The organism is Anaerococcus vaginimassiliensis, from assembly GCF_900626155.1.
GTDB classification, from domain to species: domain Bacteria; phylum Bacillota; class Clostridia; order Tissierellales; family Peptoniphilaceae; genus Anaerococcus; species Anaerococcus vaginimassiliensis.
Genome location: NZ_LR130844.1, coordinates 569,547 through 588,415 on the forward strand (window position 1 = coordinate 569,547; position 18,869 = coordinate 588,415).

The 18,869-nt window shown below is 35.4% G+C and carries 16 protein-coding genes; 3 read left to right on the top strand and 13 right to left on the bottom strand.

The window, feature by feature from the left end:
- The first annotated feature begins 21 nt into the window (after positions 1-21).
- Both ahpC and ahpF read left to right on the top strand, forming a co-directional pair.
- Positions 22-591, top strand: coding sequence for an alkyl hydroperoxide reductase subunit C (gene ahpC, locus E0D87_RS03000; protein ID WP_004835041.1), 570 nt, complete (start codon positions 22-24; stop codon positions 589-591).
- 1 nt (position 592) lies between these two features.
- Positions 593-2,131 (top strand): alkyl hydroperoxide reductase subunit F, encoded by a 1,539-nt coding sequence (gene ahpF, locus E0D87_RS03005; RefSeq protein WP_004835053.1) that lies wholly within the window; start codon positions 593-595, stop codon positions 2,129-2,131.
- Between the two features lie 99 nt (positions 2,132-2,230).
- On the opposite strand, the gene E0D87_RS03010 is transcribed toward ahpF, so the two are convergent.
- From E0D87_RS03010 to deoC, 8 genes are all read right to left on the bottom strand, one after another.
- Positions 2,231-2,986: an ABC transporter ATP-binding protein gene (locus tag E0D87_RS03010; RefSeq protein ID WP_130819286.1), complete on the bottom strand. Its 756-nt coding sequence runs from the start codon at positions 2,984-2,986 to the stop codon at positions 2,231-2,233.
- Entirely contained in the window at positions 2,973-3,848 is an 876-nt protein-coding gene (locus E0D87_RS03015) for an ABC transporter permease (RefSeq protein WP_130819287.1), read from the bottom strand. Before E0D87_RS03015 ends, E0D87_RS03010 begins: the two co-directional genes overlap by 14 nt.
- A 9-nt stretch (positions 3,849-3,857) precedes the next feature.
- Positions 3,858-4,811, bottom strand: coding sequence for an ABC transporter substrate-binding protein (locus E0D87_RS03020; RefSeq protein WP_004835025.1), 954 nt, complete (start codon positions 4,809-4,811; stop codon positions 3,858-3,860).
- Positions 4,812-5,195: 384 nt separating this feature from the next.
- Positions 5,196-6,206: an ornithine carbamoyltransferase gene (gene argF / locus E0D87_RS03025; protein ID WP_004835000.1), complete on the bottom strand. Its 1,011-nt coding sequence runs from the start codon at positions 6,204-6,206 to the stop codon at positions 5,196-5,198.
- Between the two features lie 86 nt (positions 6,207-6,292).
- Positions 6,293-7,594, bottom strand: coding sequence for a pyrimidine-nucleoside phosphorylase (locus E0D87_RS03030; protein WP_004835045.1), 1,302 nt, complete (start codon positions 7,592-7,594; stop codon positions 6,293-6,295).
- 15 nt (positions 7,595-7,609) lie between these two features.
- Entirely contained in the window at positions 7,610-8,812 is a 1,203-nt protein-coding gene (locus E0D87_RS03035) for a NupC/NupG family nucleoside CNT transporter (RefSeq protein WP_004834997.1), read from the bottom strand.
- A gap of 9 nt (positions 8,813-8,821) precedes the next feature.
- Positions 8,822-9,997, bottom strand: a complete 1,176-nt coding sequence (locus tag E0D87_RS03040) for a phosphopentomutase (protein WP_130819288.1) — start codon at positions 9,995-9,997, stop codon at positions 8,822-8,824.
- A 9-nt stretch (positions 9,998-10,006) separates the two neighbouring features.
- Positions 10,007-10,675: a deoxyribose-phosphate aldolase gene (gene deoC / locus E0D87_RS03045; protein ID WP_130819289.1), complete on the bottom strand. Its 669-nt coding sequence runs from the start codon at positions 10,673-10,675 to the stop codon at positions 10,007-10,009.
- Between the two features lie 201 nt (positions 10,676-10,876).
- Here deoC and E0D87_RS03050 point away from each other — a divergent pair, with 201 nt between their 5' ends.
- Positions 10,877-11,671, top strand: coding sequence for a DeoR/GlpR family DNA-binding transcription regulator (locus E0D87_RS03050; protein WP_130819290.1), 795 nt, complete (start codon positions 10,877-10,879; stop codon positions 11,669-11,671).
- 54 nt (positions 11,672-11,725) lie between these two features.
- On the opposite strand, the gene E0D87_RS03055 is transcribed toward E0D87_RS03050, so the two are convergent.
- The 5 genes from E0D87_RS03055 to E0D87_RS03075 form a co-directional block, all read right to left on the bottom strand.
- Complete coding sequence (locus E0D87_RS03055) at positions 11,726-13,801, bottom strand: heavy metal translocating P-type ATPase (RefSeq protein WP_004835040.1); 2,076 nt, start codon at positions 13,799-13,801, stop codon at positions 11,726-11,728.
- Positions 13,801-14,118, bottom strand: coding sequence for a DUF6110 family protein (locus E0D87_RS03060; protein ID WP_004834965.1), 318 nt, complete (start codon positions 14,116-14,118; stop codon positions 13,801-13,803). Before E0D87_RS03060 ends, E0D87_RS03055 begins: the two co-directional genes overlap by 1 nt.
- A 139-nt stretch (positions 14,119-14,257) precedes the next feature.
- Positions 14,258-15,229 carry a DUF4236 domain-containing protein gene (locus E0D87_RS03065; protein ID WP_004835014.1) on the bottom strand — a complete coding sequence of 324 codons (972 nt, stop codon included), beginning with the start codon at positions 15,227-15,229 and terminating at the stop codon, positions 14,258-14,260.
- 93 nt (positions 15,230-15,322) lie between these two features.
- Positions 15,323-16,327: an ornithine carbamoyltransferase gene (gene argF / locus E0D87_RS03070; protein ID WP_004835055.1), complete on the bottom strand. Its 1,005-nt coding sequence runs from the start codon at positions 16,325-16,327 to the stop codon at positions 15,323-15,325.
- Positions 16,328-16,350: 23 nt separating this feature from the next.
- On the bottom strand, positions 16,351-18,855 hold the full coding sequence (locus E0D87_RS03075; RefSeq protein ID WP_130819291.1) for an ATP-dependent Clp protease ATP-binding subunit: 2,505 nt from the start codon (positions 18,853-18,855) through the stop codon (positions 16,351-16,353).
- Positions 18,856-18,869: the final 14 nt, after the last annotated feature.

The window sequence follows — 18,869 nt, forward strand, 5'->3', positions numbered from 1 at the left end:
GAATTTTAAAGGAGAAAAAATATGGCTTTTATAGGAAGAACATTACCAGAATTTAGTCTAGATGCATACGATCCATCAAAGGATGAGTTTGTTACAGTAACAGATAAGGACCTTAAAGATAAGTGGACCGTACTTATTTTTTATCCAGCAGATTTTACTTTCGTATGTCCAACAGAGCTTGAAGACATGCAAGAATCATACAAAGAACTAAAAGATTTAGGAGCAGAAGTATACTCAGTATCAGTAGATACTCACTTTGTTCACAAGGCATGGCACGATGCTTCTGACGCAATAGGAAAGATTGAATACACCATGATTGGTGACTCAAATAAAGAACTTACAAGAGAACTTGACCTACTTGACGAATCAGGCAAGGCCCTAAGAGCAACTCTTGTAATAGATCCAGAAAACGTGATCCAAACTATCGAAATCAACGCTGACGGTATCGGTAGAAAGGCAAACGTAAATGTTAACAAGATTAAGGCTGCAAAATATGTAGCAGAACACCCAGGTGAAGCTTGTCCAGCTAAATGGGAAAGTGAAGAAGATGCTACTCTTACACCAGGACTTGACCTTGTAGGAAAAATCTAATATGTTAGATCAAAATCTAAAGAACCAGTTAGCCCAATATCTTGACTTACTAAAAACAGAGGTCACTATTGGGCTTTCTGTTGCTAATGACGAAAACTCAAAGAAAGTTAAAGAATTTATAGATGATGTGGCTAGTTTATCTGAAAAAATCAAAGTGGAAGAAAAGAAGTTAAAATATACTCCTTCCTTTGACCTAAAAGGTGACTTTGACCATGGAGAGATTATCTTTGCTGGTCTTCCTTTGGGTCATGAGTTTGCTTCCTTTGCCCTAGCCCTCCTTCAAGTGGGAGGCATAAGCCCAAAGGTAGATGATAAAACCATCCAAAGGATAAAATCCCTTGATGAAAGTATGGATTTTGAAACTGTAGTTTCCCTATCCTGCCACAATTGTCCTGATGTTGTCCAAGCTTTAAATATTATGGCTATAATTAATCCAAAGATTAACCACACCATGATAGAGGGTGGAATGTTTAAAGACCTTGCCGAAAGCCGTGAGGTCCTTGCAGTGCCAGCTATCTTTAAAGATGGCAACTTCTTTGAAGGTGGCAAGCAATCAATGGATAACCTTCTCGATCTTTTGGGAAGTGAGAAAGATACCAGTCATTTTGAAAACAAGGGAATCTTCGATGTCCTTGTGATCGGTGGAGGCCCTGCTGCTGCGACAGCTGGGATTTATGCAGCAAGAAAGGGACTAAAGACAGGAATTCTTGCAGATGAATTTGGTGGCCAGGTAAATGAAACCCTAGCTATAGAAAATATTCCTGGCTTTAAATATACAGAAGGCCCTGACTTTATGGTTCAGATGAAAGATCAAGTATCTTCCCTCGGTGTAGATATCATGACAGGAGCCCTAGCAAATGATATAAAAAGGCTTGAAAATGAGAAAGTAGTTGAGATTAGCCTAGATAATGATATTACTCTTAGGGCTAAGACTGTAATTTTAGCTACTGGAGCTAGGTGGAGACTGATAGGAATTCCTGGAGAAGTAGAATTTAGAAACAAGGGAGTGGCCTATTGTACCCACTGTGACGGACCTTTATTTAAAGATAAACCTGTAGCTGTTATTGGTGGAGGAAACTCAGGAGTAGAGGCTGCAATCGACCTTGCAGCAATGGCAAGTAAGGTTACAGTCCTAGAGTTTTTACCAGAACTTAAGGCAGATAAGATCCTTCAAGATAAGCTAAGAAGTCTTGAAAATGTCGAAATAATTACCAACGCCCAAACAACAGGCCTTTATGGAGATGGCAAGGTAGAAAACCTAGAATTTACAGACAGGGTATCTGGAGAGGAAAAAAATATCGATATAGACGGATGTTTCATCCAGGTTGGTCTTGTTCCAAATACAGAATGGCTTAAGGAAAGTGACCTAGACCTTAATAAATTTGGTGAAATCCCAACCAACAAGGATGGATCTACAAATATCGAGGGAGTTTTTGCAGCAGGAGATGCAACAGAAACTGCCTTCAAACAAATTGTCATTGCCGCAGGTACAGGAGCAACAGCAGCCCTTGGAGCCTTTAACTACTTGGTGGTAAACTAAAAACAAATATATCCTAAGCAAAAAACTACTAACTGGACTTGGTTAGTAGTTTTTTTATAAATTCTCTTAAATTTTACTAACTTGCATAACAAGTTAGTCTTATTCTCCAAGCTCTTTTTTGTAGGCTTTTATTAGGTCCTCTTCTCTTATGTCCCTTGCTCTTAATTCTAGGACAATTTTTCCCTTCTTTAACATAATAATCCTATCCGAATATCTTACTACATCTCTTAGGTTGTGGGAGATTAGTAGGGTTGTTATTTTTTCCTTATCTATGAGATTTCTCGTCATGTCCATTATATTTCTGCTTGTTTTCGGATCTAGGGCAGCTGTATGTTCATCTAATAAAAGTAAATCAGGTTTTTTGGCTGTTGCCATAAGAAGTGCCAGAGATTGCCTTTGTCCACCTGACAAGAGTCCTGTTTTGGTGTGAAGTTTATTTTCAAGTCCTAGTTTTAGTTTTTTAAGTCTTTCTATTACCTCTTTTTCATCAGTTAATTTTTTTAATGATTTTAGTCCAAACTTTCCGCCCTTTTTTAGAGCGAGAGCCATATTTTCATATATATCAAGGTTAGTGGCAACTCCGTCTTTGGGATCTTGGTTTACCTTGCCCATATATTTTGATCTTTTTTCTTCGCTAAGCTTAGATATATCTATCCCGTTTACTAAGATTTGACCCGAATCAAGGGGAAGGCTTCCGCTTATAAGGTTCATCAAAGTTGACTTGCCACAACCATTTGGCCCTATAATTGTTGTTGCTGTATTTTCTTCTACCTTTAGCGAAAAATTATTGAATATTGTATTTTCCTCACTTGTTCCTATGTTAAATGTTTTGGATATATTTTTAATTTCCAACATTTTTTACCATCCTTTTATAATTCCTAGACCCTAAATAGTTGTTGTAGGCAATAAATCCTATAACTATAAGTGCAGTTACAAGTTTTAAGTCGTTTGGATTTAGACCTAGATATATGGCTAAACCAGATATAAGTCTATAGATCAAAGCTCCAAGTATGGCTCTTGAAGTATCTTTTAATTTATCAGAAGATTTCATAATAGTATCTCCTATTATGATAGAAGCAAGTCCTGTAACTATCATTGCTGTTCCCATCTGGATATCAGCAAAGCCTTGGTAGTTTGCCATAAGTCCTCCACTCAAAGCTATAAGAGCATTTGATAAAACTAGACCTACCATTATATATGTGTCAGGATTCTTGCCAAGTTGTTTTACAAGCTTTCTATTGTTTCCAGTTATTTTTAAAAGATAACCAACTTCACTTTTTAGATAATAGTCGATAGCTATTTTAACCAAGATAGCAATTATCAAAAGAAATGACCACTTTGGTAGGTTAAAAAATATATCCGCTCTTCCTGCTAGGGTAATATTGCTTGCTCCACCTATTTTTAAGTTGATCGAATAAAGCATGGTTAAGGTTAATATTCCAGAAAGAAGTGGATCTACTTTTATCTTTTTGTAGAAAAAATATGTCAATAATCCTGCGAGTCCTCCACAAATGATAGCTCCCAAGATTCCAAGATACGGATTAAGTCCTTGTTGAATAAGAACTGCCGCAAGAAATGCCCCAAGAGGGTACGTTCCTTCTAGTGAAAGATCATAATATTTTAAGTATTTGTAAGTAAGCATGTATCCCATAGCAAGTATTGAAAATATCAATCCAACTTCTATAGAAGAAAGCATACTTGATAATAAGCCAGTCATTTTCTCTCCTTAATCAATCTTCTCTGCGTTTTTTATAATTTCATTTTCTAAATCAAGTCCCAGGGTCTTTGCTGTATTTGTATTTACTAGAGTTGTAAGGCTATCTGCTTTTTCATATGGAAGATCTTTAATACTTTTATTATTTTTAAGTATTTCAACTGCCATAGCTCCCGCTTGATCTCCTAGTTTTTTATAATTTACTCCCTCACTTATCAAGGCTCCGTTTCTTACACTTCCCTCATCATAAGCGATTGACGGAATCTTATCTTTTGCCAAGGCTTCGCTAATAACTGGCATTGCATTTACAACTACATTATCAGTTACTGTAACCATAGCATCGATTTTACTCTTTAAGCTAGTTATGGCTTGAGGAATATCATTGATAGATGAAACACCTTGTTTTTCAAGATTTAGTCCTCTATCTATTAGGGCTTTTTCTAAAGCTTCAACTTGGACATTTGAATTTTGCTCGTTTGTATTATACATTGTTCCAAAAGTTTTAGTTTCTGGATACAATTTCAAAAAATCATCTATTAGTTTTCCTGCCTCAACATAATCAGATACGCCAGTGATATTTTCACCTGTTAGCCCTGCTCCCTCAGGGTCTGTTACAGCTGCAAAAAGGATTGGTTTATCTTTTATTGTATTAGCTACCCCTTGGGCTGCTGGAGTTCCTATGGTATAGATTAAGTCTGCTTTTTTGTTTTTCATATCACTTGCAAACTGAGGGATAAGGGATAGATCTCCATTTACCCTTTGGTCAATTAACTTGTAGTTTATATTTTCACTATCAAGTTTTTCGATAAATCCTTCTCTTGCAGCATCTAAGGCTGGATGATCTGCCACTTGTACTATTCCTATAGTAAGTTCGGCTTCTGTTTTGTCATTAGAAGCTTTCTCGCAAGATGCTAATAATAAACAAGTAAGTCCTAGTCCTAACAATTTCTTTAAAGTTTTTTTCATAATTTTCTCCTTGTATGTATTAGATAGAAGTAATTTTTAGTGAAATAAAAAACTCGCCCTACATAGGACGAGTGAGATTCGTGGTACCACCTAATTTTATAACCCAAAAAGATTACCTTAACAAGAGTCTATCAACTCCTTGCTTCAGATAACGGAAGCTTCCGTAATAGCTTACTAAGTTCGGCTATTCTGCCTACAGAGGGAATAAGTAAATAATCCTTATAAGACTTGCACCAACCGTCTATTCTCTACAATAAGTCATATAAACTGTCTTTCTGTAATCACATTTTCTCTTTAACTAGATAATACAACCTTTCAAAATATTTGTCAAATATTTTTGCTTTTTTATTTATTTTTATTAATAAAACTTATTTTATAACAACCTTAATCAGCCCTCAAGGTAGCATATAATATCGCCTTTACTGCAGGTATTCTATTTTCTGTTTGGTCAAATACCATAGATTTAGCTGATCTAAATACTTTATCAGTCACTTCCATTCCATCAAAATCCATATCATTTGGTAATTGGTCTAGCACTTTTTGGGCAAGCTTTGATTTTTTATCATGAAAAGCTGGCAAGCAATGCATAAATATAGAATTGTCCTTAGTTTTCTCCATAACTTTATCATCTACTCTGTAAGGATAAAGCTTGTAAATCCTATCTATTGGAACCTTATCAATCTCAGTTAGAGCTATCCACATATCAGTATAGATTATATCCGCTCCTTTGATGGCTGAGTCTAAATCTTCTGTGTAGGTCACCGAAGACTTGTTATCTTTGGCAAAATCTTTGGATAAGTCTATGAAATCTTTTTTTGGAAAGTATTCTTTAGGTCCACAGGCAGTGAAGTTAATACCTAACTTTGCACAAGTTATGGCTAGGGAGTTTGGCATGATATCTCCAGGATAACCCAAATAAACTAAATTGAGTCCACGAAGATAGCCAAATTTCTCCTTTATAGTTAGCATATCTGATATCATCTGACTTGGGTGGGTCTTTTCTGTCATAGCATTATAAATTGGAACTTCTGTCATATTTACTAATTTTTCTAGCATATCTTGCTTGTTGCCACGATAAACTATCCCATCATAATAACGGTCGAATACATTTATACTGTCTTCTATAGATTCCTTAGCTCCAAGTTTGCTTGTCTCAGAATCTATCAAACTCACTCCCATACCCAAATCAAAGGCAGCAACTTCAAAGGAAGTTCTAGTTCTGGTAGAAGCTTCTTCAAATAAAAGGATTAGGTTTTGTCCTTCCAAAAATTTGTGAGGCTTTTTTTCCTTTTTTAGTCTTTTAAAATCACTTGCCAAATCTATTAAATAAAGAATCTCCTCTTCTGTAAAATCTTGCATAGCTAGTAGATTTCTATTTCTTAAATCAATTTCCATTTCTTTCTCCTTTGTAATAATATACCATATTTTATATATTATATTAAAGAAAAAGACCTCATCTAAGTGAGGTCAATGTCTATATGTTATTTTAGTATTTCCTCTACTATTGGAATTGGAGCTACCTTTTTATCTGTAAATGATAGGGTGTTGTAGAAATCTTCTATCCATTCGTCTGTAAGCTCTTCGTCGTGATATACTGTACAAAGTAAGTCGCCTTTTTTGACGTAATCACCTTTCTTAGCATTCATCTCAAGACCAACAGCGTAGTTTATTGGGTCAGTTTTCTTAGCTCTTCCAGCACCAAGTTTCATAGCTTGGATACCAAGACCCTTAGAGTGAATATTTTCAATATATCCTTCTTCTCTAGCTAACATTTCTGTCTTATGTTTTGCTTGTGGCAATAGGTCTGTATTTCTAATTTGTTCTACATTTCCACCTTGATATTCAACCATTTTTTCAAGTTTTTCATAAGCTTTGCCAGATTTAACAGCTTCTTCTAACATAGCTCTAGCTTCTTCTTTAGTTTCTGCTTTGCCTGCTTGCATTAGCATAATTTCTCCTGCACACATACAAAGTTCAGTAAAGTCCTTTGGACCTTCTCCTTTTACAGTTTCTATAGCTTCTCTTACTTCTAATGCGTTTCCTATAGTGTTTCCTAGAGGTTGATTCATGTCAGTAATCATTGCCATAGTATTTTTACCAAGTTTATTTCCTATTGAAATCATTGCTGTAGCAAGCTTTCTAGCATCTTCTACTGTATGCATAAAAGCACCTTCTCCATATTTTACATCAAGTAAGATTGTATCTGATCCTGATGCAAGCTTTTTGGACATGATTGATGATGCGATTAGTGGAATAGAATCTACTGTTGCTGTTACATCTCTTAGGGCATAAAGCTTTTTGTCAGCTGGAACCAAATCTCCTGTTTGACCGATTATAGCAAGACCTATTTCATTTACTTGTTTTTTGAATTCTTCTTCTGTTAGGGCTATGTTAAATCCTTCTATAGATTCTAGTTTATCAAGAGTTCCACCAGTGTGTCCTAGTCCTCTACCACTCATTTTTGCAAGTTTTAATCCGCAAGCAGCAACCATAGCACCTAGAGCCATTGATGTTTTATCTCCTACTCCTCCTGTTGAGTGCTTGTCAGATTTGATTCCTTCTATATCTGATAGGTCAATCACATCTCCAGAATGCATCATTGCTTCCGCAAGTTTTGCTGTTTCATGCTCTGTCATTCCATTTAGTCTAATAGCCATAAGTAAAGATGCTATTTGATAATCTTCTATGGAATCATCTGTAACTCCATCTATAAAAAATTGAATTTCTTCGTCTGTTAGTTCTTCTTTGTTTTTCTTTTTTTCAATAATATCTATAAATCTCATTTTCTTCTCCTTATTTTAGAATAACAACCAAATACCAACTATTAATGCTGATAGTACGCTAACACAGAAACCTGCAAACATTGCTCTCATGGCAAGTTTTGCAAGGACTGGTCTTTTTTCTGGACACAATACTGATATTCCTGATATACAAATTCCTATAGAACTTACATTGGCAAATCCTGCAAGAGAAACTGCAAGCATCATACCTGTTCTTTCTGTCATTGATGCTAACATTGGTCCTAATTTTCCGAAAGCTACGAATTCGTTAAGGATTAATTTTGACCCTAAAAGCTCTCCTGCTGTTAATACTTCTTTACCCTCAAGTCCCATTAGATAACCCATTGGGGCAAATACATATGATAAAATTGTTTCAAGGGATATGTTAAATATGCCAAGTATACCATTTATCAAAGCTACTATGGAAATGATAGCTATAAGACTGGCACCAATTGCCATAGCCATATTCATTCCGTCTAGGGCACCACTTGCTAGGGCATCTAGGACATTTTCGTTATCTCCTTTTCTATCCATCTTAACTTCTCCAAGTTCTTGGATTTTTTCAGTTTGTGGACAAACGATTTTCGATAATAAAATAGATCCTACTGGAACCATCGTTGATGCAATTAGTAAATATTCCATTGGAATTCCCAAGGCAACATATCCAGCTATAATAGATACTGACATAGATCCCATACCTGATACTAAAACTAGCATAACTTCACTTTCAGTCATGAAATTAAGATATTTTGCAACCAGTATTGGTGAGTCTGTTTGACCTAAGAACATATTAGCTACTGCTACAAATGATTCAACTTCTGAGGTCTTAAATAGCTTTCCTATAACCCAACCTATCTTTGATACTACAAATCCCAATATTCCTGTGTAGAATAATACTGCTACCAAAGCTGAGATAAATACAATGTTTGTCAAAGTTTGAAAGGCAAATATAAATCCGGTTGGGGCAGCTGGATCTCCCAAAGATCCAAAGACAAATTGGATACCTTCGCTACCATAAGATAGAACTTTCTCAACGCCTGTACTTACTGCTGCTATAGCTTTCCTACCTTGAGGCAACTTTACAAGAAGGCCCGCTATAATAAACTGAGCAAGTAAGGTAGTAAAGATTCTCTTTACATTTACAGCCTTCCTATTCATTGATATCGCAAACATGAAAGCGATAACAACAACTATCCCAAGAAGGTTTAACACTAACTTCATATAGATCTCCTATTTTCTAACTTCTCTATAAAAACTTGTTCCTGGTATTGAACTCTCTATGCCAAATATATCGGCAACAGTCTTTCCAATATCCGCAAAAGTATTTCTTGTCTTTAGATCAACACCAGCTTTAATCTTATCACCAAATATTATCATAGGAACATATTCTCTGGAGTGATCTGTAGATTCTGTTGATGGGTCACAACCGTGGTCTGCTGTAATAATTACTATGTCATCTTCTCTAAGTTTATCCATCATTTGACCTAATTGCTTGTCAAACTCACTAGCTGCATTTGCATAGCCATCGACATCATTTCTATGACCATAAATCATATCGAAGTCAACCAAGTTTACAAAGCACAAACCGTTGAAATCCTTATCACATAGGTCAAGAGTTATGTTCATTCCGTCGATATTATCTTCCATCTTGTAACTTTCTTCAACAGATTTTCCTGCAAATATATCGTAGATCTTTCCTACTCCAATTGAGTCAAAACCATTTTTCACTAAATCATCCATTACAATTGGACCTGTTGGATCAAGGGCGTAATCATGTCTGTTTCTAGTTCTTTCAAAAGATCCTTCTTTTCCAACAAATGGTCTTGCTATAACTCTTCCTACAGCAAGATCTCCTTGTAGCATCTCTCTTGCAATCTCACAACAACGATATAATTCTTCAAGGCTTACTACATCTTCATGGCCTGCTACTTGGAAAACTGAATCTGCAGATGTATATACTATCAAAGCCCCAGTTTCTAGATGTTCTTTTCCATAATCTTTTATAACTTCTGTTCCAGAGTATGGTTTATTGCAAAGAATTTTTCTGCCTACTCTTTCTGAGTATTCTTCCAAGAAATCTTCTGGGAATCCATTAGGGAAAGTTGGGAATGGCTTTTCAGAAATTATTCCTGCCATTTCCCAATGACCTGTAGTTGTATCTTTCCCATTTGAACTTTCAGCAAGTCTTGCAAAAGAAGCTTGAGGATTTTCTACGCCTTCCTTACAATCAACTCCTTCTATATTGAAAAGACCAAGCTTTTCTAAGTTTGGAGTGTCATACTTTTCGCTTTTAACAATTGCAGCTAAAGTACTACTACCTTCATCTCCATACTTTTTTGCATCAGGCATCTCGCCTATTCCAAAACTATCTAAAACTATTAAAAATACTCTCTTCTTATTTTCCATGGCAAATCCTTAATAATCTGATTTATTTTCTTCGCCCTTTAGCATCTTGATTGCAGAGCTTGTTCCAATTCTATCGCAGCCTGCTTCGATGAAGGCTATCAAATCTTCTTTTGTTCTAACTCCACCAGCTGCTTTAATTTTAACATTTTCTCCGATGTTATCTTTAAATAGGATTACATCTTCCATCCTAGCTCCGTCTGTACCAAAGCCTGTAGATGTTTTAATATAGTCAGCACCTGCATTAGTTACTGCCTTACACATGGCTATTTTCTCTTCTTCTGTTAGATAACAAGTTTCAACAATAACCTTTAAAATTCTTTCTCCAACAGCTTCTTTTATAGCTCTAATCTCTTCTTCAACCTTTTCGTAGTCGCCATTTTTAACATCAGAAATATTTACAACCATATCAATTTCGCTTGCTCCATATTCTATGGCCTTTTTAGCTTCTACTATCTTTGACTCTGTAAGATTGTATCCTAGAGGAAATCCGATTACTGTGCAGATTGTTAGCTTATCACCGTATTTTTTGTTAATTCTTTCGATGTATGATTGAGGAACACAAACAGATGCAGTCTTGTATTCTACAGCCTCATCACATAGTTTTTCTATATCTTCCCATGTAGAAAAAGGTTTTAGTAATGTGTGATCAATATGAGCATAAATTTCTTTATTTTCCATAATAACTCCTTATAACCCTTTGTGAAAGGTTTTCCTTATTGTCTAGACATTTCGTTTCTTTTGTTATTTTTATTCTACAACAATTATGTTAATATGTCAACATAAAATGTTATAATTTTACCATTATTTTCTTAAAATAGCTTCTAGCCCTTAATTTATCAGATATTTATGGTACAATTAAGCTAAAGGTGGTTGGAGTATATGGCTAAAAAAGACGAAAGATTAAATAAAATAATAAGCATAGTCAAGAATAAAAACGGGTCTTCCATCAAGGAATTGGCAAGCGACCTGTCAGTCTCTGAGATGACTATAAGAAGGGATATAAAGATTCTTGAAGACAATAACATTATAGAGGTTTACCATGGGGCTGTTGTTTATAACCCTTCCTTGGATAACCCGACTCTCTCCCAAACTGAGCCGGACTATGACTTAGATCAGAATTTGAAATTAAACAATAGGCAAAAGGATTTGATTGGAAGAAGGGCTTCTAGTTTAATTAACGATGGAGATATTGTAATAATAGATACTGGAACTACTACTGATAAGCTTTCTAAGTATATCTCTAATGATATTTCTTCAACTTGTCTTGTTTTCTCATCAAATAACTTCCTGAATTTGATGTATAAGGATAATATCGACCTAATCCTTGCGGGAGGATTTTTCCACAGGAATACAGGGATGTTCGAATCACAAGCAAGCCTTAATGTTATAGAAAACACAAGAGCCAACAAAGTCTTCTTATCAGCAGCCGGAGTACATAAAAATTTGGGCATAACTTGTTCCAACTCCTACGAGTTAGCCACTAAGAAGCTAATTATTAAAAATTCTCTAGAGGTTATTTTGCTTGTAGATTCAAGCAAGTTCGATGCTGTAAAGGCTGTTCATTTTTGTGAGCTTGATGATATAGATATTGTTGTAACTGATAAAAATATAAGTAGAGATTGGCTTAGCTATTTAGAAGAAAAAAATATAAAAGTGATAATAGCTGATAAATAAAAGGCAGTGCTTAGGGTCTTTCTATAAACCTTAGGCACCGTCTTTTTTTGTTTATTAAATTTTATAATCTTTCATGTTCTTGCCAGCAATCATAACTGTCGATAGGTTGTGAAGGAGTGAAGAACTTGTATTTGACAAAATTCCTAGAACTCCTAAGATTATAAGGCTTGAGTTAATGGATACAATCTGCTTGTAGTCAGTTTTTATCCTTTTATCCATAGCCTTTGATAGTTTTACAACATCAACTAGGCCTTCTAGGCTGTCGCTTCCTATGGATATGTCAGAGATTTCTTTGGCTATATCAGCTCCCTGGTGCATTGATATGCCGACGTCTGAACTTGATAGGGCTACAGAATCATTTATTCCGTCTCCTATCATGACAACAGTCCTTCCCTTATCTTTCTCATCTATCACATATTTTTGTTTATCTTCCGGTAGAACTTGGGACTTGTAATAGTCAAGGCCTAGCTTTTCAGCTACACTCCTTGCTGCATTTTCTGCATCTCCTGTAAGCATGGCTATGTTATCGAAAGATAAGTCTCTAAGGTATTCCACCATGTCCTTGGCTTCTTCCCTTAGGGGATCTTCAATACAGATTACTGCTATAAGTCTATCGGCAAAGGCCATATAGAGAAGTGAATAATCTTCTTTGAGCCTATCAATTATATCCCTAGTCTCATCGTCTATTTCGACTCCCTCATCATCCAAAATAAAGTGTTCTGATCCAATCATAGCTACCTTGTCTACTATAGTAGTCTTTATACCATGAGCTACTATATATTCAGGCTTGGAGTGCATCTCTTCGTGTTTTAAATCCCTTGCCCTAGCAGCTTCTACTACAGCACTTGCTATAGAGTGTGGGAAGTGCTCTTCAAGACAAGCGGCGATTCTTAGACATTCATTTTCCTCGATATCATCAAGGGCAATAACTTTAGCAACCCTTGGTTCAGACTTAGTTAGGGTACCAGTCTTGTCGAAGACAATGGTGTTAGCCTTAGATAAGTTTTCTAAGTATTTTCCTCCCTTAACCAAGACTTTCTTTTCAGATGCTTGGCTAATCGCCTTCATTATAGCTATAGGAATAGTAAGTTTTAGGGCACATGAGAAATCTACCATCAAGAACGACTTGGCCTTTTCTAAGTTTCTTGTAAGAAGATAGGTAAGTCCTGCTCCTACGAAAGAGTACTTAACTAGGCTATCAGCCATATTCTCTGCATTTTTCTGAGCCAAAGACTTGTTCTTTTCGCTATCTGAAATAAGCTCAATAATATGGCTTAACCTAGATTCATCGTACTTTTTCTTGGTTTCAACGATGATTGCTCCCTCTTCGAGGGCAGTTCCTGCAAAGACTATAGATCCCTCTGATTTCTTGACAGGATTAGACTCTCCTGTAAAAGAAGATTCGTTGACCATGGCAACACCCTTGATGACCTTGCCATCTACAGGAATTAAGTTACCCATCTCAACTTCTATTAAATCTCCTTCTTCAACTTCCTTGATATTTTTGATAATCTTCTCACCATTTTCGATTACAAACACATTATCAACATTTAAGGCAAGGGAATGAGCTAAGTCTTCTTGGGATTTCTTCATGGTGTAATCTTCAAGTTTTTCACCAAGGCCCAATAGGAACATTATGTTTGCGGCATCGCCAAACTGTCTTGTTGCAAGAGAGATTGAAATTGCAGTCGCATCCAAGACTTCTACATTTACCTTTCTCTTAATCAAAGACTTAACTCCAGCTTTGATAAATGGATAGGCCCTAAAGAATAGACTTATGGTTCCTAAAGGCTGAGGTAGGATATATTTAAAAAATATCCTAGTATACATGGCATCTCTTAAAATATGGAAGATGTCATTTTCTGATTGAGCCTCAAAGTCTACTCTTTCTATAGAGGTTTCCTCAATAGTCTTTAGGTCTAGGTCAAGGATTGCCCTAGCTATTTGAGGAATAAATCTCTCCTCGTAATTTACCGTGATGGACTTTGTGAGTATCGACACCCTACAAGACTTGACGCCTTCGATTTCTTCGATGCGATATTTTAGCTTATTTAAATTTTCCTCTTTGATATAATCTTCATAGGTGAAACGGCTTCTGCCTTCGATTCTATGAGCAATAGAGGCTCTCATTACTTATTTTCTTCCTCAGAAGTTTCTTCTTCGCATCCACACTCGCATTCGCAAGCTACTTTGTTAATATCTTGTTCAGCTTCTTTTTTTGCTTCTTCAGCTTCTTCCTTAGCCTTTACTTCCTTAGCTTCTGCTAGGACATCTTCTGCTGAAACTCTGATAGATTCAATAGTTTTATCGATAGATTCCTTTACCTTTAGTCCTCCAACAACTGTGTTAACTGTTGCTTTTTTGGCAAGTTTTGAGTTGAGAACTTTTCCTCCAACTAATCCTACCAATAATCCTGCTCCAACGCTTAATGCTTTCTTTTCTAACATGAATTCCTCCTTAAATTTTTAGGCTTTAATATCTTAACGAAAGTTTTACCTTAGCTTTGACCTAAAGCCTTTACTATGATTCAATTATACTCTTATTATTTAATTTTGAATAGAGGGTTTTCTAATTTTAAAACAATTCTTACTTTCCATCGATTACAGTATCTGAAAATCCAATCATTAAATTCAAATCAGAATTTTCTATTTGTAGAATTCCGTATTCTACTAGGCTTACTTCCGGATTATCCTTATATCTTTTATCGGGGCTTCCATCTTTGTTGGCGTGTTTATAAGTTTTTTCTAAGATTGTTGCATCTTTGGCGATTTCCCCTTCTTCCTTAAAGTCTTCTGCCCTAAGATCTACTTTTAGATCCTTGTAGTCAATAGCCTTAAGGTCTTTGTTTTTCTGAAGTAGAAGGGCATCTGGCAAGAAGCTTATCATTATATCATCCGTCTTGAGGCTTATTATCTCTACATTTGTATCTATTCCATTAGGAAGTCCCTTCACTATTCTTAGGGGGCTCCTATCTAGGATTAGATCATTTTCTAGATCATTTATTAGAAAGACTTCATCACTTTCTAATATCCCTGCCAAAAGCTTATTGCTAAGGTCGTATTCTTCCTTGGATCCGTCTTCGAAGTCATATTCTAGGCTTACTGGTTCTGGATTTTTCTTATAGAAATAAAGAATAGCACCTATTATTGTAAGGCCTATGAGTAAGGGATTTATGAAAAATAAAAATATTCCTGCAACAGAAAGAATAAGGCCGACAAGCTTGTAGGGTCTTTCTTCCTTTCTACTTTCTAGGACATCTTCTAGGGCAGTTGACTTGATGTTTTTAAAGTCAATAGTTGATGTTTTATTTATTATTTTTCCTTCTTTGTTTTTGTTTTCTTCTGTATGATTTTTCCCTAAATCATTTAGGGGATTTTTGAATTCTTTCTGATAGGATAGGCCTGTTCCGGGGATATAGGCCGTTCCCCTGATATTTCCCTTGGCTGTTTTTGTTATCCTAAAGCCTTTTCCGCCCCAAGAAAACCCAGGACCAGTCTTAGACATATTTATCCTAAAACCCTTACCTAAATTTATACTTTTTCTAAATCTAACTCCCATAATATCATCCTTTCATAAGTATTATATCATAAGAAAAATATTTTTAGGCAAAGAAAAACTGCTAGGTTATACCCAGCAGTTTTAATTTTTCTATTATTTTAGTGTTGCATACATTATAGCTTTGATTGTATGCATTCTGTTTTCAGCTTCATCAAATACTTTAGATTTGTGTGATAAAAATACATCTTCTGTAACTTCCATACCGTTTAGTTCGTATTTGTCGCCGAATTTATCATAGATCTCTTTACCAACTGTTGTGTTTAAGTCGTGGAAAGATGGTAGGCAGTGCATGAAGATTGTATCTTCTTTAGCATTGTCCATTACCTTTTGGTTAACTTGGAATGGGTGAAGTTGTTCGATTCTATCAGCCCAAACTTCTTCTGGTTCTCCCATTGATACCCAAATATCTGTGTAAATTACATCAGCATCTTTTGTGCTTGCCATTACATCTTCGCTAAATTCAACTTTTGAACCGTGTTTTTTAGCAAATTCTCTAGCTAGTTCTTGAACATCTTCTTCTGGCCATAGGTCTTTTGGTCCACAACCGATGAAGTTGATACCAAGTTTTGCACATGTTACTGCTAGGGAGTTACCCATATTGTTTCTGCAATCGCCCATATATACAAAGTTTAGACCACGAAGGCGTCCAAAGTTTTCTTTGATTGTAAGCATATCAGCGATCATTTGAGTTGGATGCCATTTGTCTGTTAGACCATTCCATACTGGAACTCCTGCATTATCAGCTAACTCTTCTACTAAATCTTGTCTAAATCCTCTATATTCGATACCATCGTAGAATCTACCTAAAACTTTTGCAGTATCAGCTATTGATTCTTTCTTACCCATTTGGCTTGAACCTGGATCTAGATATGTTACTCCCATACCAAGGTCCATACCAGCAACTTCGAATGAGCATCTTGTTCTTGTTGATGTTTTTTCGAATAATAATACTATGTTTTTACCTTGTAGATAGTTGTGTGGTGTTCCTGTTAATTTTAAGTTTTTAAACTCTTCTGATAGTTTGATTAAGTATAAAACTTCATCTTCTGTAAAATCTTTAATAGCTAATAAATTGCGTCCTCTTAAGTTAACTCCCATTTTAATCTCCTTATTTTTTTATTTTACATAATGCTAAAGGAAAAATTATCATCCTCTAACATAATTGTAAGCACGTTTGTACTATCCAAGTCATCTTGTAAGATTTTTCTAGAAACCATGGTTACTATCTTATCATCAACCACTCTTCTAATCTCTCTAGCCCCAAATTCTTCATAATCTGAGAGGTCTACTATTTTTTCGATGACTTCATTTGTGTAGGCAAAGTTTACTCCAATTTCCCTAAAGTCATTTTTAACTTCTGCAAGGTAAATCTTTGTGATTTCCATAAGATCTTCATAAGATAAGGTATTAAACTTAACTATTGCATCAAGCCTATTTATAAATTCAGGCTTAAAGTATTGGTAAAGTTCATGCTTATATAGATTACTATCATCTTCCCTAGCCAATATATTAGATGTCAAAATTATAATAGTATTGGTAAAGTCTATGGTTATGCCTCTATTATCAGTCAGCCTTCCCTCATCGAGTATTTGAAGAAGAATATCAAAAATCTGCTTGTTAGCCTTTTCTATCTCATCAAATAGAATTACCGAATAAGGATTTATTCTTACTTTTTCAGTAAGCTGGCCACCTTCTTCATAACCGACAAATCCTGGAGGAGCTCCAATAAACTTAGTTGTGGAATTTGAATCCATATACTCACTCATGTCAAATCTTATTAGGCTTTCTTCCCCTTCGTAGAGGGTATCAGCCAGAACCTTTGCCAAATAGGTCTTACCAAGTCCTGTATTTCCTGTAAAAAGAAATGTCCCTATTGGCTTGTGCCTATTTTTCATGCCAACAGCCGTTCTTATTATTGCATTTGATATCTTTTCTACGGCTTCTTGTTGACCTATTACTTTTTTACCCAGAGCCTTGTCTATATTTAAGATTTTTTCCTTCCTATCTTGATTCAAATCCTCTACTGGTATCTTAGTTATCCTAGATATCAGCGTTTTGATATGATTTTCTTCAAGTTTTTCTATTTTGACAAATTCGTATTTCTTGTTTAGGTAGGATTTCTCTTCTTTTCTAAGCTCCGGAAGTTTTACCTTAGTAATTTTAGTATATTCCTCGAATTTATATTCATTTAGTAATCTTTTTTTGATAAATTCAAGCTCTCTTATATCGCTTCTTATCCTTCTTAGATCTTTTAGATTTTCTGTTTCTTCTTGTTTTATTTCTAGATTCTTATCGTAAAGCTTCTTTAGCTCATTTAACTTGTTTTTATTCTTATCGTCATCTTCAAGCTGTAGGCTTTCTTCCAATTCTAGAATATCTTCTCTTAAATCATCAAGACTATCCGGCGTATTTTCAAGCTTATTTTTAAGCATTGATGCCGCCTCATCCATAAGGTCTATTGCCTTATCAGGTAGCTTTCTGTCAGTTATATATCTATCGGATAGATCTACACAAGCCTTTATCGCCTCATCTGTTATTATAAGATTGTGAAAATTCTCGTAGTTAGTCTTTATTCCACGAAGAATATCATAAGATTCCTCGATACTTGGCTCTTTTATCAAAATCTTCTGGAAACGGCGTTCAAGTGCTCCGTCTTTTTCTATATGAGACCTGTATTCAGCAACAGTTGTCGCTCCTATTATAGTTACTTCTCCTCTGGATAGCTTTGGTTTTATGATATTTGAAATATCAATTCCACCTGAAGAGCTTCCTGCTCCAACTATTGTATGAATCTCATCAATAAATAGGATGATTTTTCCTTCAAACGAGGTTACTATGTCCATCAAATCTTTAACTCTTGATTCAAATTCACCTCTTAGACCAGTACCTGCCAATACACTTGATATATTTAGTGAAAATATTATCTTATCTTTTAGAAAATCTACCACATCTCCTTGGGCGATCTTTAGAGCTAGTCCCTCTACAACTGCAGATTTACCAACTCCAGGCTCGCCTATTAGGATAGGGTTGTTTTTTATCCTTCTTGTTAGAATTTCAGATAATCTATCTACTTCATAATCCATGCCTATAACTGGATCAATTTTACCTTCTTTAGCTCTTTTGGTAAGGTCTATCCCATATTTATCAATTAGATCTCCTATTTTTTCGCTAAATCGTTCGCTAGTTTCTACTTCCTTTTCTTTGTTTACAAGATATTCTTCACATTTTTCTTGCCTTAGGCCAACTTTTTCTAGGATATGTTTGCTAGTAGTCTTGCCTAGGTCAAAGAAAGCTAGAAATAGATGGCTTGTAGTTATTTTCTCAGCGTATCTTTTCTTGGCATTTTCTTTGGCAATTAGCAAGGCACGTTGGTAATCTCTCGAAAAATAAAGCTTGCTAAGTCCATCATTTGACCTTAATTTTCCTATAGCTTTTGTTATTTCATCAGCTAAGTTATCTTTATCTACAGAAAATTCCTCAAGCATTGTATCTAGGACATGATTTTCTTGATCTGTTACAGACTTTAGTAGATGAAGGTCTGTTACTTCTTGATTTTTATTGAGGAGGGCGAGGTTTCTGGCTTCCTTAATCGCCATTGATGCCTTTAGTGAATATATATCTTTCATTGACCCTCCTTATA

Excerpts from the sequence above, each read along its gene's own strand:
- ahpC (WP_004835041.1), top strand. The coding sequence starts at position 22 with ATGGCTTTTATAGGAAGAACATTACCAGAATTTAGTCTAGATGCATAC.
- ahpF (WP_004835053.1), top strand. The coding sequence starts at position 593 with ATGTTAGATCAAAATCTAAAGAACCAGTTAGCCCAATATCTTGACTTA.
- E0D87_RS03010 (WP_130819286.1), bottom strand. The coding sequence starts at position 2,986 with ATGTTGGAAATTAAAAATATATCCAAAACATTTAACATAGGAACAAGT.
- E0D87_RS03015 (WP_130819287.1), bottom strand. The coding sequence starts at position 3,848 with ATGACTGGCTTATTATCAAGTATGCTTTCTTCTATAGAAGTTGGATTG.
- E0D87_RS03020 (WP_004835025.1), bottom strand. The coding sequence starts at position 4,811 with ATGAAAAAAACTTTAAAGAAATTGTTAGGACTAGGACTTACTTGTTTA.
- argF (WP_004835000.1), bottom strand. The coding sequence starts at position 6,206 with ATGGAAATTGATTTAAGAAATAGAAATCTACTAGCTATGCAAGATTTT.
- E0D87_RS03030 (WP_004835045.1), bottom strand. The coding sequence starts at position 7,594 with ATGAGATTTATAGATATTATTGAAAAAAAGAAAAACAAAGAAGAACTA.
- E0D87_RS03035 (WP_004834997.1), bottom strand. The coding sequence starts at position 8,812 with ATGAAGTTAGTGTTAAACCTTCTTGGGATAGTTGTTGTTATCGCTTTC.
- E0D87_RS03040 (WP_130819288.1), bottom strand. The coding sequence starts at position 9,997 with ATGGAAAATAAGAAGAGAGTATTTTTAATAGTTTTAGATAGTTTTGGA.
- deoC (WP_130819289.1), bottom strand. The coding sequence starts at position 10,675 with ATGGAAAATAAAGAAATTTATGCTCATATTGATCACACATTACTAAAA.
- E0D87_RS03050 (WP_130819290.1), top strand. The coding sequence starts at position 10,877 with ATGGCTAAAAAAGACGAAAGATTAAATAAAATAATAAGCATAGTCAAG.
- E0D87_RS03055 (WP_004835040.1), bottom strand. The coding sequence starts at position 13,801 with ATGAGAGCCTCTATTGCTCATAGAATCGAAGGCAGAAGCCGTTTCACC.
- E0D87_RS03060 (WP_004834965.1), bottom strand. The coding sequence starts at position 14,118 with ATGTTAGAAAAGAAAGCATTAAGCGTTGGAGCAGGATTATTGGTAGGA.
- E0D87_RS03065 (WP_004835014.1), bottom strand. The coding sequence starts at position 15,229 with ATGGGAGTTAGATTTAGAAAAAGTATAAATTTAGGTAAGGGTTTTAGG.
- argF (WP_004835055.1), bottom strand. The coding sequence starts at position 16,327 with ATGGGAGTTAACTTAAGAGGACGCAATTTATTAGCTATTAAAGATTTT.
- E0D87_RS03075 (WP_130819291.1), bottom strand. The coding sequence starts at position 18,855 with ATGAAAGATATATATTCACTAAAGGCATCAATGGCGATTAAGGAAGCC.